We start from the raw sequence: 15338 nt of genomic DNA on the forward strand, positions 1-15338 counted from the left end.
CGTCACCATCTGTCACCAAGGCGCGACACTGTCGCAGATTACCCTCCGCGACCGCGCCACCTTCCCACCACATCTCGCCCTCCGCCCTTTGCTCTGCTTCAACCCACGCACCCCCCGTCCGAGCTGCCCTAACGTTCGACCTGGCTCATCGCCCAACGGGCTGACCGTTCGCGGAAAGTAACCGTTGCGTGGGTTGAAGCAGAGCAAAGGGGCCGAAGACCCCTATGCGGGGCCAGGGGAAGCGGCTACGAAGTGTGACGGTCACGCCTAGGTCGACGGGCACCGACGCGGGTGTCCTCGACGAGTCACGGCCTCGACGCGGACAGCAGCAGGCAGCCCGGGGAACTCGGGCGCTGCACTGACACGGATGCCGCGCGGTGCGGGTGCAACGACGCCGGCACCTGCCGACGCGGCGCACCGAGGCGGGCGCGGTCCGGCACCCCCACACGGGCGCGCGGTCCCGGTGACCGGTGCGGAAGCGGTCCCGATGACCCGATGCGGACGCGGTCGCGGTGCCCAATGCGAGCGCGGCCGGGTGCCCACTGCGAGCGCGGCCGGGTGCCCGAACACGGACGCGGCCCGGGCACCCACGCCGCCGGGTCGACCGGCTACAGGTCGTTTCGAACGGAGCGACGCGAGGTTGGGTCGGGCAATGGCGGGGGCAGGGGCCGAAGCGAGGGCCGAAGGCGAGGGGCAGGGGCGGTGCGCAAGGCAGGGGCCGAGGGGTCGGGGGTGAGAGGTCGGGGGCGAGGGGTCGGGGCGGTGCGAGACTGGGCCGTGCTCTCCGACGTGCGTATGGACCTGCCGGTGCGGGCGGTGCTGCCGGCGCTGGTGGCGGCGCTGGGCTCGGCCGGCAGCGCGGTCCTGGTCGCCCCGCCGGGCACGGGTAAGACCAGCCTCGCCCCGCTCGCCGTGGCCGACGCGGTGGGCGGGCGGGTGCTCGTCGCCCAGCCGCGCCGGGTGGCCGCCCGTGCTGCGGCCCGCCGGATGGCGGCGCTGCTCGGGGAGCCGGTCGGCGGTCGGGTCGGTTATGCGGTTCGGGGTGAACGACGGGCCGGACCGCGTACCCGGATCGAGGTGGTCACCACCGGCCTGCTGGTCCGCCGGATGCATCACGACCCGGAGTTGGCCGGCGTCGACGCGGTGCTGCTCGACGAGATCCACGAACGTCAGCTCGACGCCGACCTGGCGCTCGCCTTCAGCGTCGAGTCCCGGGCAACCCTGCGGCCGGAGCTGTGGCTGCTGGGCATGTCGGCGACCCCGGAGGCGGACCGCTTCGCTGCCCTGCTCGGCGGCACGGTGCCGGCACCGGTGGTTCGGGCCTCGTCGGCGCTGCATCCGGTGACCCGCGTCTGGGCGCCACCGCCCCGACCTCTGGCGCCGCCCGGTGCGGGCCCGGTGGACCGGGCACTGCTCGACCACGTCGCGGCCACCGTCCGCCGGGCTCTCGTCGAGCAGGAGGGCGACCTGCTGGTCTTCCTGCCCGGCGTGGGCGAGATCGCCGCCGTCGCCGGCCGGTTGGTCCAAGTGCAGGACAGCGTCGATGTGCTACGCCTGCACGGCCGCCAGAGCGGTGCCGAGCAGGACGCCGCACTGCGGCCGGGAGACCGGCGGCGAGTGGTGCTGGCCACGGCGGTGGCGGAGAGCAGTTTGACCGTGCCGGGCGTACGGACGGTGGTGGACGCGGGCCTGTCCCGGGTGGCCCGGCTGGACCTGGCCCGAGGGCTGGGTGCGCTGGTCACCGTGCCGGTGTCTCGGGCGGCGGCGACCCAGCGGGCCGGCCGGGCCGGGCGGGAAGCACCCGGCCAGGTGTACCGCTGCTGGTCGGCGGGGGTGCACGAGCGGTTGCCCGCGCAGCCGGAGCCGGAGATCGCCACCGCCGACCTGACCGGGTTCGCCCTCGAACTGGCCGCCTGGGGCGCCCCCGGCGGGACCGGGCTAGCGCTGCCCGACCCGCCTCCATCGGCGGCGATGACGGTGGCGTCCGAGACGCTTACCGCCCTCGGTGCGATCGACGCGAACGGGCGGATCACCGAGCGGGGCCGGGCCGTGGCCGCCGTCGGAGCGCATCCCCGGCTGGCTCGGGCGCTGCTCGACGGGGCCGACCGGGTCGGCGCCGACCGTGCCGCGCAGGTGGTGGCGCTGCTCGCCGAGTCGACCGTGGCCGGTTCCGGCGACGATCTCGGTGCCGTCTGGCGTCGGTTGCGCGCCGGCACCGACCCGGCCGCCACCGCCCGCTGGCGCGCGGAGGTACGTCGGCTGCGCGCCGCCCTGCCACCGGGCGCGTCCGGGCCGCAACAGCGGCCAGACCAGTCGAGGTGGCTGCCCGACGAGCTTGCCGCCGGGCTGCTGGTCGGGTTGGCGTACCCGGAACGGTTGGCCCGGGTACGGCGGCCGGGCGGTTCGGCGTACCTGATGAGTGGCGGAACCGCGGCGGAGTTGGCCCCGGGGTCGGGGCTGGTGGGCGTCGACTGGTTGGCCGCCGCGGTGGCCGACCGCGCTCCCGGCGCGCCGGCCGCCCGGATCCGGCTCGCCGCCGTCCTCGATGAGGTGACCGCCCGCGAGGCGGCCGGCTCGCTGCTGCGGACCGAGCGGGAGATCGGTTGGTCGGGTGGCGACGTGGTGGCCAGGGAGGTGCTCCGACTGGGTGCCATCGAGCTGGTCGACCGTCCGCTGGCCCGACCGGACCGGGAGGCGGTGGCCGTCGCGCTGCTGACCGGCCTGCGCGAGACCGGGCTCGACGTGTTGAGTTGGACGCCGGCGGCCAACGCCCTGCGTCAGCGGCTGGCGTTCTGCCGGTACGCGCTCGGCGACGACTGGCCCGACGTCTCCGACGAGGCGTTGCTGGCCGGCGCACCGCACTGGCTCGGGCCGGAGCTCGCTGGTGCCCGACGCCGGGCCGATCTGGCTCGGGTCGACGTGACCGGTGCGCTACGCCGGCTGCTGCCCTGGCCGCTGGCCGGGCGGCTGGACGAGTTGGCACCGGAGCGGATCGCGGTGCCGAGCGGTTCGCGGATCCGGGTCGACTACGCCGATCCGGCCGCGCCGGTTCTCGCGGTCCGGCTTCAGGAGACGTTCGGTTGGCCCGAGGCGCCCAGAGTCGGTGACGGTCGGGTGCCGGTGCTGCTGCACCTGCTCTCCCCCGCCGGCCGACCGGTGGCGGTCACCGCCGACCTCGCCTCGTTCTGGCGCTCCGGCTACCGCCAGGTCCGCGCCGAACTGCGCGGACGCTATCCGCGCCACCCCTGGCCGGAGGATCCGACCACGGCCGTGCCGACCCGACGGGCCGGGCGGCGTTCCTGACGGCTCACGGCTCGTCGACCACGTCGGCGATGACGACTGTGATGTTGTCCGGGCCACCGGCCTGCAACGCCAGGTCGATGAGGTGGCGTGCGCAGGCGTCCCGGTCCGGCTGGCCGGCCAGCACCTCGGCCAGGGTGTCGGCGCGTACGACGTTTGACAGTCCGTCGCTGCACAGCAGCCAGCGGTCACCGGCGCGGGGCACCATTGTCGCGTACGTCGGAGAGACCTCGTCGCCCTGCAACGCCTGGGTCACCACGGCCCGGCGGGGATGGCTGACGGCCTGGTCCGGCGTGATGAGCCCCTGGTCGACGAGCATCTGCACGAAGGTGTCATCCCGGGTGATCTGCTTGAGGACACCGTCGCGGAACAGGTAGGCCCGGGAGTCACCCACGTGGGCCAGCGCCAGGCAGCTGCCGGTACGCGCGAACAGCAGCGCGGTCAGCGTGGTGCCCATGCCCTGCCGCTGGGGATCCTCGGCGACCGCCTGACGGATCCGTTCGGTGGCCAGCTGGATGCCGTTCTGCAACGCGGCGACCAGCACGTCCTCCGGCGTCTCCACGTCGAGTGGTGCCACGGCTCCGATGGCGATGGCGCTGGCCAGGTCACCGGCGGCCATGCCGCCCATGCCGTCGGCGACGGCGACCAGCCAGGTGCCGGAGTGCAACGCGTCCTGGTTTCCGCTGCGGATCAGCCCACGGTCGCTCGTCCCGGCGGAACGCAGCTTCAGGGTCATGGCACGCAGCCTGCCAGGAGTAGGGCTCGGTTGTCTCTAGGAGATCAGGACCGCCCGGCGTGGCGCGGTGAATCTCACTGAGGGTGAACATGAATTCTCATCGGATGCGATCGATTGACATGTCCTGCGCGCCCTGGAAACATGCCCGATACCTGGGAGCGCTCCCAGGTTCGACCTCCACCTCGCCTATTCCGTCCCGCTCGTCGGAAGGACTTCCCCCGTGACGCCATCCCGACGTCGTCTCGCGGTGCTCGCCGCGGCGACAGCCGTGGCGCTGGTCGGCGTTAGCGCCGGCACCGCGTTCGCAGATCCACCCGCCGACGCACCCGAACAGATCCGCAACGGTGACTTCAGCGACGGCTCGTCGCCCTGGTTCTCATATGGCACCAACACGCTCGGCGTAGTCGATGGCCAGCTCTGTGCCACCGTGGCCGGTGGCCTGGCCAACCCCTGGGACGCCGGCATCGGCCACGACGCGCTTCCGTTGATCGCCGGCGCCGAGTACACCCTCGGCTTCGACGTCACCGCCACCCCTGGCGGTTCGGTCGCCGCCGTGCTGCAACTCGGCAGCGAGCCCTACACCGGCTACTACTCGGTCACCGCCGCCGCGACGCCGACCCAGCAGCGCGTCGAGCGCACCTTCGTCGCTCCGAACGACGACGATCGCGCCCAGCTGATCTTCCAGGTCGGCGGCAGCGCCGAGGCGCAGACCATCTGCCTGGACAACGTCTCGCTGCGCGGCGGCAACCCGCCCGAGCCGTACGTGCCGGACACCGGCCCCCGGGTGCGGGTGAACCAGGTCGGTTACCTGCCCGGCGGGCCGAAGAACGCCACGGTGGTCACCGAGGCCACCGAGGCGCTGCCCTGGGAGCTGCGTTCCGCCTCCGGCGCCGTGCTGGCCAACGGCACCACCACTCCCCGCGGGGTCGACGAGGCGTCGGCACAGAACGTGCACTCGCTGGACTTCTCGTCGTACCGCACCCCGGGACAGGGGCTGACGCTGGCCGTGGACGGCGAGGTCAGCCACCCGTTCGACATCTCCGGCACGCTCTACGACCAGTTGCGGTCGGACGCCCTGCAGTTCTTCTACATCCAGCGCAGCGGCATCGAAATCGACGGTGACCTGGTCGGCGAGGAGTACGCCCGCCCCGCCGGTCACCTCGACGTCGCGCCGAACCAGGGCGACACCGACGTGCCCTGTGTCGCCAACTCCTGCGACTACCGGCTCGACGTACGCGGCGGCTGGTACGACGCGGGCGACCACGGCAAGTACGTGGTCAACGGCGGCATCGCCACCTACCAGCTGCTGAGCGCCTTCGAGCGGACCAAGAACGCCGCCACTGCCGGCTTCGGCGCCGACCTCGGCGACGGGACGCTGCGGCTGCCCGAGCGGGACAACGGGGTGCCGGACATCCTCGACGAGGCCCGCTGGGAGCTGGAGTTCCTGCTGCGGATGCAGGTTCCGGCCGGCAAGCCGCTGGCCGGGATGGCCCACCACAAGATCCACGACCGGAACTGGACCGGCCTGCCGATGCAGCCCGAGGACGACCCGGAGCCGCGCGAGCTGCACCCGCCGTCCACCGCCGCCACCCTGAACCTGGCCGCCACGGCCGCCCAGTGCGCCCGACTGTTCGCCCCGTACGACAAGGAGTTCGCGCAGCGCTGTGGCAGTGCGGCGAAGACCGCGTACGCGGCGGCCAAGGCCAACCCGGCCCGGTACGCCCCCTCCACCGGCAACGGCGGTGGCCCGTACGACGACACCAACGTCACCGACGAGTTCTACTGGGCGGCCGCCGAGCTGTACCTGACCACCGGCGAGAGCGCCTACCTGACCGATCTGACCGCCTCGCCGCACCACACCGGGGATGTCTTCGACCCCCGGGGCTTTGGCTGGCAGAGCGTGGCCGCGCTGGGTCGCCTCGACCTGGCCACCGTGCCGAACGGGCTGCCGGCCGCCGAGCAGACCCGGATCCGCGAGTCGGTCATCGACGCCGCTGACGGCTACCTCGCCGAGATCCGCCGGCAGGCGTACGGGTTGCCCATGCCCGGCGACCCGAACAGCTACTTCTGGGGCGGTAACGGCGCCATCATCAACAACGCGGTCGTGCTGGCCACCGCGTTCGACCTGACCGGGGCGGCGAAGTACCGCGACGGCGCGGTGCAGACGATGGACTACATCCTCGGCCGCAACGCGCTGAACATCTCGTACGTGACCGGGTGGGGCGAGCACGCGGCGGAGAACCAGCACAGCCGGATCTTCGGCTTCCAGCTCGACCCGAGCATGCCGAAGCCGCCGGCCGGTTCGATCGCCGGTGGTCCGAACGCCGCGCTCCAGGACCCGTTCGTGGAGCAGCTGCTCGAAGGCTGCGCACCGATGTTCTGCTACGTCGACGACATCGCCTCGTACTCCACAAACGAAGTGGCGATCAACTGGAACTCGGCGCTGGCCTGGATCTCCTCGTTCCTGGCGGACCAGGGCGATTCCGCTGCGGTGCCGGCGCCCACCTGCACGGTGTCGTACACCAACTACGGCTCGTGGCAGGGCGGCACCGGCTTCACCGCCCAGGTGAACGTCCGTAACACCGGCACCGCCGCGGTGAACGGCTGGACCGCCCGGTTCGCCTTCACCGGTGACGCCAAGGTGCGCGAGGCGTGGATGGCCAAGGTGACGCAGTCCGGGGCCACGGTGACCGCGAAGAGCGAGTCGTACAACTCGCGGATCAACCCGGGTGCCTCGGTGATGTTCGGTTTCAACGCCACCACCGGCGGCGGCGCGAACCCGGCGCCCAACCTGGTCACGGTCAACGGCGCGCCCTGCACCGTGTCCTGATCCCCGGGTGGGGTGCCGTCGGCGACCGGCACCCCACCCGGCCCCCACCCGCTGACCCACCACCCAGTCCGCGTTGATCATGAGGTTAGCGGCACTTTGAAGATCGACAAGTGCCGCTAACCTCATGATCAACGCGGACTGACGGGGTCAGGCGCGGAGTTTGGGGAGGACCTGGTCGGCGAAGGTGTCGAGGAAGGGGCGTTGGTCCTGGCCTACGTGGTGGAGGGCGATCTGGTCGAAGCCGAGGTCGGCGTACTCCTCCAGCCAGGCCACGTGCCGGCCTAGGTCGGCGGAGATGTTTACCACCTCGGCGAGCCGGGCCATCGGCACGTCGGCGGAGACCACGTCGAAGTGTTCCGGTGTGGTCAGATCCCAGCAGACCGGCGGCGCGAACACGTTGCTGCGCCACTGGTCGTAGGCGATCGCCTCGGCCTCGGCCTGGGCGGGCGCCCAGCTCAGGTGCACCTGGAGGTGCACCGGTCCACGACCTCCGGCCTCCCGGTAGGCGTCGATCATGCGGCGCAGGTGGTCGGTCGGCGCGTTCACCGTGATCAGGCCGTCCGCCCACTCGGCACACCAGCGGGCGGTGGCGACACTGACGGCGGCCCCGACCAACGCCGGTGGCTGCTCCGGGCGGCTCCACAGCTTCGCCCGGTCCACCCGGACCAGGCCGTCGTGACTGACCTCCTCGCCGGCCAGCAGGGCGCGGATGACGTCCACGCACTCGCGCAGCCGTGCGTTGCGTACGTCCTTGCGCGGCCACGCGTCGCCGGTGATGTGCTCGTTGGCGGCCTCCCCGGAGCCCAGGGCCGCCCAGAACCGGCCCGGGTACATGGCGGCGAGCGTGCCGATCGCCTGCGCGATGATCGCCGGGTGATAGCGCTGCCCGGGCGCGTTGACCACCCCGAAGGACAGGCCGGTGGCCTGCAACGCCGACCCGAGCCAGGACCAGGCGAATCCGGAGTGGCCCTGGCGTTCGCTCCAGGGGGCGAAGTGGTCGGAGCACATGGCGGCGTCGAAGCCGACCTGCTCGGCGTGGATCACCGCCGCCAGCAGCTCGCGCGGGTGGATCTGCTCGTGGGAAGCGTGAAACGCGATCGCCGTCATGCCGCGCTTCACTACCCACCCGGGGGCAGGCGTAAGCAGCGGCTACTCGGAGTGGCTGCCGGCGCCGGCAGTGGCGGTGCCCTCCCCCACCCAGACCGTCTTGACGTTGCAGAACTCGTGCATGCCCTGAGCGGAGAGTTCCCGGCCGTAGCCGGAGTTCTTCACCCCGCCGAAGGGCAGCTCCGGGTAGGACGTCGTCATCCCGTTGATGAAGACGGCCCCGGCCTCCAGGTCGGTGGCGAACCGCTGCTGCTCCTGCGGGTCGCGGGTCCAGGCGTTCGAGCCGAGCCCGAAGCTGGTGCCGTTGGCCAACTCGATCGCCTCGTCGTACGACGAGGCCCGGTACAACCCGGCGACCGGCCCGAACACCTCCTCCGCCCACATCCGCATACCCGGGTTCAGATCCGTCACCACCGTCGGCGGGTAGAACCAGCCCTCCCCGCTCGGCTTCTCCCCGCCACAGAGCACCGTGGCTCCCTTGTCGACCGCGTCCCGCACCTGCGCGTCGACCTCGTCGCGCCCCCGCTCGGACGCCAGCGGGCCGACGTCGGTGTCGCCGTCCATCGGGTCGCCCACGCGCAGCGCCGACATGCGGTGCGCGAACGCCTCGGCGAAGGCGTCGTAGACGTCGGTGTGCACGATGAAACGCTTGGCCGCGATGCAGGACTGGCCGTTGTTCTGGCAGCGGGCGGTGGTGGCCACCTGCGCGGCCAGTTCCACGTCGGCGGTGGGCATCACCACGAACGGGTCGCTGCCACCCAACTCCAGCACCGTCTTCTTCAGCTCCCGGCCGGCGATCTGCGCGATCGACCGGCCGGCGACCTCGCTGCCGGTCAGCGTGGCGGCGCGTACCCGGGGGTCGCTCAGAATCCGGTCCACCGCCTCGGAGCCGACCAGCAGGGTGGTGAACGCGCCCTCGGGGAAACCGGCCCGGCGGAACAGGTCCTCCAGCAGCAGCGCGGTCTGCGGCACGTTTGAGGCGTGCTTGAGCAGGCCGGTGTTGCCGGCCATCAGGGCCGGCGCGGCGAAACGCATCACCTGCCAGAGCGGGAAGTTCCACGGCATCACCGCCAGCACCGGACCGATCGGCTGGTAACGGATGAACGCCCGGGTCGCCGAGACCGCCTCGGCGTCGGCCGGCTCGTCGGCGAGGAACTCGGCCGCCCGGGTGGCGTAGAAGCGGCAGGCGGTGGCGCACTTGGTGACCTCGGCCTTGGCGGCGGCGAGCGTCTTGCCCATCTCGGTGGTCATCAGCCGGGCGATCTCGTTCCGCTCCGCCTCCAGCAGATCGGCCGCCGCGGTCAGCCACCGCCCGCGCTGCTCGATCGTGGTGCCGCGCAACTGCCGGTACGCCAGGTCGGTCCGTTCGATCGCGCCGTCGATCTGCTCGTCGGACATCGCCTCGTACGTCTTGAGCACCTGGCCGTTGACCGGATTGGTGGTGGCGATGGTCATCAGTGCTTCTCCCGTCACTCGAAGAGCGAGTGCCGCGCGCCGGGCTCCTCCCGGCGGCGGGCGGCGCGACGACGTTGAATGATGATCAGATCAACCACGGCAACCACCGCGAAGACGGCGCAGACGACACCCAACCAGGCCACGTCGGCACGGAACGCCAACACCGCGAAAACGGTCATGGTGACGAGCCCGAAGCTGGCCAACGCCAGTCGCAGGTTCAGTGCGCTGTACGCGTGACCGACCGTGCCACGGGCACGCCGAGGCTGTGATCTCGTCATCACCTCCACCTACCCCGCGCCGCCGGAGCTAACCGTCGTCCGCCCCTTTCCACCCGCCGCTGTGGCCCGGGCGACGGAGGCCGGCGACGGCGACCCGGCCATCCGGCCCGCGGCGGGCTGCCGCGGCCAGTCAGGAATCCCAGGCGCCACGGGCCGCCGCCTCGGCGGTGTACGCGGCGAAGCTCTTCGGATCATGGCCGGTCACCTGCCGGACCGTGCCGGTCGGCTGGCCGTCGCCCAGGTCGCGCAGGGCCCCGAACGCGGCGATCTCGCCCGCCACCTGCTCGGCCGGGACACCGAGCGCGAGCATCACCGTCCGGTAGTCGTCGGCCGTACCGAGATGACGAACCGGGCGGCCGACCTTCTCGGTGAGGATCTCTGCGGCCTCGCCGAAGGAGAGCGCATCCGGGCCGGTGATCTCGTACGTGCGGCCGGCGTGTCCGGCACCGGTAAGGGCGGCGACCGCGACGCCTGCGATGTCGTCGGCGTCGACGAAGCACTGCCGGGCGTCGCCAACCGGCACGGCGATCTCCCCGGCGAGCACGGCCTCCCGGAAGAAGCCCTCGTCGAAGTTCTGGTCGAACCAGTCGGGGCGCAGGATCGTCCACTGCGCGCCGCAGGCACGTACCGTCTCCTCCGCGGCCATCAGTCGCTCGTCACCCATCGCCTCGATCGCCCGGCTGGAGAGCAGCACCACGCGGCCCACCCCGTGCTCCACCGCCAGCCGGACGAAATCGGATTCGACCGGCCGGTCGTGCGGAGCCATCAGATACATCGCGGTGACCCCGGCGAGGGATGCCCGCCAGGAATTCGGATCGGTCCAGTCAAAGCGCGCCTCTCCCGAACGGGACGCGGATCGGACCGGGTGCCCGGCGTCCCGCAACCGGCGGACGACGCGCCGACCGGTCGTACCGGTGCCGCCGAGCACGAGAATCATGTCCTGGTTCGTCATGCGCCCAGTCGAGCAGCCGCCTGTGACAAGGCCGGCTGGCCACCAAGATCGCCGGACACCACGGATCGCGGGACGGCCGGGCGCTGCGGGACGGCCGTGCGTTGCGTTACACCGGCCCCGCATGACCCGGCCGATCCGGGCATCGGCGGGGAACATGGACCCATGACCGTGAGCCATGCCGAGCCGGTGACCGTCGCCGTCGCCCGACGCGCCGACCCCGCCCGTACCGACGAGATGGTGGCGTGGATGCGGGCCGGTACGGCGCTGGCCGAGGCGTTCCCGGGGTTCCTGGGGGCGGGCTGGGTACGCCGCGCCCCCGGATCCGGCGACTGGCACATGCTGTACCGGTTCGCCGACCCGGACACTCTGCGCCGTTGGGAGGAATCGCCGCAGCGACACTGGTGGCTGACGTCGGCGCAGGGAATCGTCGAGCACACCCACGTCGAGCGACGGACCGGCATCGAAGGCTGGTTCGACCCGCCGCGCGCGGCGGCCATCGAGCCGCTCGACGCGGAACCGACCGTGCCGCCGTCGCCGCCGCGTTGGAAGCAGGCGGTGACCATCTGGCTGGCGTTCTTTCCGCTCAGCCTGACCGCCACGCTGCTCACCGGCCAACTTCTGCCAGGACTGCCGACGGCGGCGCGGGTACTGGTCATGACGCTCACCCTGACCCCGCTGATGACCTATCTGGTGCTGCCCCGGATCACCCGGGCGCTGCACTGGTGGCTGCACGGCCAGCGGGCACCCTGGCGCGACCGACGGGCGCCCCGGCGCCGGTAGCGGCCAGCCGCTATAGCACGCCGGCCCGGGGTACGACAGGGCACTGCCGCATCCCCGACAGCAACGCGCGGTCAACCCGACTCACGCGCGTAGAGTCACCGTGCTGTCGCTCTGTGCTGTGAGGCTGGGGAAGTCATGCCTGGACGCTGGACCACCGCCGCCGTCTGCCTGCTCGCGCTCGTCGCGTTGGCCTGCGAGGCGGGTGGGGACGCGGCGCCGCGACCGTCGGGCGGCACGGCCCAGCCCGGCTCCCCCCGGGTCGTCGCCGCCCTCGGTGACTCGATCACCACCGGCTTCGGGTCCTGTCTGGTCCTCACCTCGTGCGAGCGCAACTCTTGGTCGACGGGGGACGGACTGCGGGTCGACAGCCACTACCGCCGGCTGCTCGACCGGAACCCGGGCCTGCGCGGCAAGGCCCACAACCGCGCACGGGCGGGAGCCCGTGCCGCGGCGCTGGCCGGCCAGGCCGAGGCGGCGGTACGCGACCGCGCCGACTACGTCACCGTGCTGGTCGGCGCCAACGACGCCTGCCGCGGCACGATCGACGCGATGACCCCGGTGGCCGATTTCCGGGACCAGGTCGACCGAGGGCTGCGGGTGCTGCGCGAGGGGCGGCCGAAGGCCCGCGTCCTGGTCGTCAGCATCCCGAACCTGTACCGGCTCTGGGAGGTCGGCCACGATGAACCGCGGGCGGTACGTGCCTGGCGGCGGGGCATATGTCCAGCGCTGCTGGCCGAGGCGACGTCGACCGCACCGGCGGATCGGAGCCGCCGCGCGGCGTTCCGGGAACGGGTCAGTGCGTACAACGGTCAACTGAAGGCGGCCTGCCGGGCGTACGGCTCACGATGCCGCTATGACGGCGGCGCCGCGCACCGGATCCGCTTCGACCTGGACCTGGTGAACGCGCTTGACTACTTCCACCCCAACGCCGCCGGTCAGTCCCGCCTCGCCGAGGTGACCTGGCGTTCCTCCGGCTACGCCGATTGATCGCCAGTTTCCTCGGAATGACGGGGCAGCGGGATCCGAGCTTCGCCGTGCTGACGGTAGAGCGCGCGGGAACGCTCGGCCAGCTTCTTGGTGGCCGACGAGTTCGCCCAGGTGCCGAGAATGATCGCCGCTCCGGGGACCACCTTGGCGAAGAGCCGTTTCGCCGCGCGTACCCCGGCCATCTGGGCGAGGCGGACCCCGAGGTGCAGCATCACCCGGCCGAGCGGTGCCTGCCCGCCACCGCCGAACAGCGCGCCCGCCCGTTCCCGCCCGGCCGCCACGCCCAGCGCCACGCGGGCGCTCGCGGCGACCTTGTGCACCTTCTGGAGCACCAGCAGGTCGGTAGCGCGGTCGGGATGCGTCGGGTCGGCACCGTACGCGGCGGCGACGTGCAGGACCATGCGGGACTGGGTCCAGGCCAGCACGCCGACGTCGACCACTGCACCGGGCAGTCCGGCCGCGCCGGAGACGGCCCCGGAGAGCCGGGCCTGGTTGACGAACCGGCGTACCGCCTGCTCCGCCAGGGTCTCGGCGCTGATCCCGGGCTGCGCGGCGCGGATCCGCTGCGCCCACTGCGCGGCCTCCGGGCCGAGCCGGCGCACCGCCTCGAGCGCGAGGTGCTCGGGAGCGTACTGCGGATCCTGGCGCATCCGGTCCCACAGTGTGGCCGGTGGCGCCTCGACGACCCGGCTGCCGGGCGTCGGCGGAGCCGGGGTGACGGGTTGGCCCTCGGCGGACACGGGATCGCTCATCACCTCTCCTTTCGGTGGCGCCCATCCATGTGTACCCCGACGGGGCAACGGCGTACCGTCGGCCGATCGCACGGTGACGCCGGGCCGGGCGGACCGGCCCGACAGGAATGCACGAGGATGGCAGGTACGTTCTGGCGATCGGGGCACCGCGAATCCGGTGGCCCCGTTACGCACATGCAGGGAGGCCGCACCGGTGCTCGACCCACACGAGCTCTACGAACTAACCGACGATCTGCCCGACCTCGGTCAGCCGGTTCTGATCCAGGCGCTCACCGGTTTCGTCGACGCCGGTAACGCGAGCCGGCTCGCCCGCGAGCAGCTGCTCACATCACTGGAGTCCCGCCCGATCGCCCGGTTCGACCTGGATCAACTCTTCGACTACCGCTCCCGCCGACCGGTGATGACCTTCGTCGAGGATCACTGGGAGAGCTACGACGACCCGGAGTTGGAGCTGCACCTGCTCCACGACGACGACGAGACCCCCTTCCTGCTGCTCACCGGCCCGGAGCCTGACCTTCAGTGGGAACGGTTCACCGCCGCCGTCGCCGGGCTCGCCGCCCGACTGGACGTCCGGCTCACCGTCGGGCTCAACGCGATCCCGATGGCGGTGCCGCACACCCGACCGACCGGCGTGACCGCGCACGCCACCCGGCGCGACCTGATCTCCGGCTACGAACCGTGGCTGCAACGGGTGCAGGTTCCCGGCAGCGTCGGTCACCTGCTGGAGTTCCGCCTCGGCGAGGCGGGCCGCGACGCGCTGGGCTTCGCCGCGCACGTGCCGCACTACGTGGCGCAGGCCGAGTACCCGGCCGCCGCCGAGGTGCTGCTGGCGTCGGTGTCCCGCAGCACCGGGCTGCTGCTGCCCCGGGACGGGCTGCGCTCGGCAGCCGAGGTGGTGCGGGTGGAGATCGACCGGCAGGTCGCGCAGAGCGACGAGGCCACCAGCCTGGTCCAGGCGCTTGAGGAGCAGTACGACGCGTACGCCCGGGGCCGGGGTGAGAAGAACCTGCTCGCCACGGAGAACGGTCCGCTGCCCACGGCCGAGGAACTCGGCGCTGAGTTGGAGCGTTTCCTCGCCGAGCAGACCCGCCCGAACAACGACACCCCGGGGAGTTGAGCGGGGGCCTTCGGGCTGACGCGGGCGGCACGCCGACGACCTCGGCGCGTGTCGGCCGGCGGTGGCCGCGCGGGCCCAGCGGGAATGGGGCAGGCTGGCATCATGCGCCTGGCGACGTGGAACGTGAACTCGGTGAAGGCCCGGCTGCCCCGGCTGCTCGACTGGCTGGCCGGCACCGGTCCGGACGTGGTCTGCCTTCAGGAGACCAAGTGCCCGGACGGCGCCTTCCCGGCGACCGAGGTGGGCGAGCTGGGGTACACGGTGGCCAGCCACAGCGACGGCCGGTGGAACGGGGTCGCCATTCTGTCCCGGGTCGGTCTTGCCGACGTCACCGTCGGGTTCCCCGGCGAGCCCGGCTTCCCCGAGCCGGAGGCCCGCGCGATCTCGGCCACCTGCGGCGGGCTGCGGGTCTGGTCGGTGTACGTGCCGAACGGTCGCACGCCCGACGACCCGCACTACGCGTACAAGCTGGCCTGGTTGGCGGCGCTGCGGGACGCGCTGGACACCGAACTGACGAACCGCGCGCCGCTTGCCGTCTGCGGTGACTTCAACGTGGCACCCACCGACGACGACGTGTGGGACCCGGCGCTGTTCGTCAACTCCACCCACGTCACACCGCCCGAGCGGGCCGCCCTGGCGGCGCTGCGCGATCTCGGCCTCACCGACGTGGTGCCCACCCCGATGAAGGGCCCACACCCGTTCACCTACTGGGACTACCGGGCCGGCATGTTCCACCAGAACAAGGGCATGCGCATCGACCTGGTGTACGCCTCGGCCCCGCTGGCCCGCGCCGTCCGGTCGGCGTACGTGGACAGGGAGGCCCGCAAGGGCAAGGGCCCCTCGGACCACGCCCCCATCGTCGTCGACGCCGACCTCATCCCCACCGTCGAGTCCTTCTGAGCACCGCGCCGCGCCTGACCACGCCTCACCCCGCCCCAAGATCCGTGCAACTTCAGCGATGTTGCGGCCTCACCGCCTCGCGAGGCAGCGCTATCAGGGAAGTTGTAGGGATCATGAACACCTACCGGGACAGTGTTGGTTCGT

The 15338-nt window shown here is 72.2% G+C and carries 12 protein-coding genes; 6 read left to right on the forward strand and 6 right to left on the reverse strand.

What is annotated here, in order from left to right; all coding sequences use genetic code 11:
- The first annotated feature begins 795 nt into the window (after positions 1-795).
- Entirely contained in the window at positions 796-3303 is a 2508-nt protein-coding gene (gene hrpB / locus KBX50_RS05685) for an ATP-dependent helicase HrpB (protein WP_247673233.1), read from the forward strand.
- 4 nt (positions 3304-3307) lie between these two features.
- Here hrpB and KBX50_RS05690 read toward each other — a convergent pair whose 3' ends face one another.
- Positions 3308-4036 (reverse strand): PP2C family serine/threonine-protein phosphatase, encoded by a 729-nt coding sequence (locus tag KBX50_RS05690; RefSeq protein ID WP_210935259.1) that lies wholly within the window; start codon positions 4034-4036, stop codon positions 3308-3310.
- 220 nt (positions 4037-4256) lie between these two features.
- Between KBX50_RS05690 and KBX50_RS05695 the strand changes: the two genes are divergently transcribed.
- On the forward strand, positions 4257-6866 hold the full coding sequence (locus KBX50_RS05695; protein ID WP_210935261.1) for a glycoside hydrolase family 9 protein: 2610 nt from the start codon (positions 4257-4259) through the stop codon (positions 6864-6866).
- A gap of 147 nt (positions 6867-7013) precedes the next feature.
- Here the strand turns inward: KBX50_RS05695 and KBX50_RS05700 are convergent, their stop codons facing one another.
- The 4 genes from KBX50_RS05700 to KBX50_RS05715 all read right to left on the reverse strand — a co-directional run bounded on the left by KBX50_RS05700 (position 7014) and on the right by KBX50_RS05715 (position 10658).
- Complete coding sequence (locus KBX50_RS05700) at positions 7014-7973, reverse strand: TIGR03885 family FMN-dependent LLM class oxidoreductase (protein ID WP_210935263.1); 960 nt, start codon at positions 7971-7973, stop codon at positions 7014-7016.
- Between the two features lie 42 nt (positions 7974-8015).
- Positions 8016-9428, reverse strand: a complete 1413-nt coding sequence (locus tag KBX50_RS05705; protein ID WP_210935264.1) for an NADP-dependent succinic semialdehyde dehydrogenase — start codon at positions 9426-9428, stop codon at positions 8016-8018.
- 14 nt (positions 9429-9442) lie between these two features.
- Positions 9443-9706 carry a DUF6343 family protein gene (locus KBX50_RS05710; RefSeq protein ID WP_210935265.1) on the reverse strand — a complete coding sequence of 88 codons (264 nt, stop codon included), beginning with the start codon at positions 9704-9706 and terminating at the stop codon, positions 9443-9445.
- Positions 9707-9836: 130 nt separating this feature from the next.
- A complete protein-coding gene (locus KBX50_RS05715) occupies positions 9837-10658 on the reverse strand; it encodes an NAD(P)H-binding protein (RefSeq protein ID WP_247673188.1) in 822 nt (273 codons plus the stop codon).
- 162 nt (positions 10659-10820) lie between these two features.
- Between KBX50_RS05715 and KBX50_RS05720 the strand changes: the two genes are divergently transcribed.
- Together KBX50_RS05720 and KBX50_RS05725 are read left to right on the forward strand one after the other, a co-directional pair.
- Complete coding sequence (locus tag KBX50_RS05720) at positions 10821-11438, forward strand: antibiotic biosynthesis monooxygenase (protein ID WP_210935266.1); 618 nt, start codon at positions 10821-10823, stop codon at positions 11436-11438.
- 135 nt (positions 11439-11573) lie between these two features.
- Entirely contained in the window at positions 11574-12425 is an 852-nt protein-coding gene (locus tag KBX50_RS05725) for a GDSL-type esterase/lipase family protein (protein ID WP_210935267.1), read from the forward strand.
- Here the strand turns inward: KBX50_RS05725 and KBX50_RS05730 are convergent.
- The gene (locus tag KBX50_RS05730) at positions 12413-13177 is read right to left on the reverse strand and encodes an EcsC family protein (RefSeq protein WP_210935268.1); all 765 of its coding nucleotides are present in this window, start codon (positions 13175-13177) and stop codon (positions 12413-12415) included. The two genes, KBX50_RS05725 and KBX50_RS05730, sit on opposite strands and share 13 nt — an antisense overlap.
- A 193-nt stretch (positions 13178-13370) precedes the next feature.
- On the opposite strand from KBX50_RS05730, the gene KBX50_RS05735 reads away from it, so the two are divergent.
- Both KBX50_RS05735 and KBX50_RS05740 read left to right on the forward strand, forming a co-directional pair.
- Positions 13371-14294 (forward strand): proteasome assembly chaperone family protein, encoded by a 924-nt coding sequence (locus tag KBX50_RS05735; RefSeq protein WP_093404686.1) that lies wholly within the window; start codon positions 13371-13373, stop codon positions 14292-14294.
- A 102-nt stretch (positions 14295-14396) separates the two neighbouring features.
- Positions 14397-15194, forward strand: coding sequence for an exodeoxyribonuclease III (locus KBX50_RS05740; protein ID WP_210935270.1), 798 nt, complete (start codon positions 14397-14399; stop codon positions 15192-15194).
- Positions 15195-15338: the final 144 nt, after the last annotated feature.

Source organism: Micromonospora sp. C51, from assembly GCF_018070435.1.
GTDB lineage: Bacteria > Actinomycetota > Actinomycetes > Mycobacteriales > Micromonosporaceae > Micromonospora > Micromonospora sediminimaris.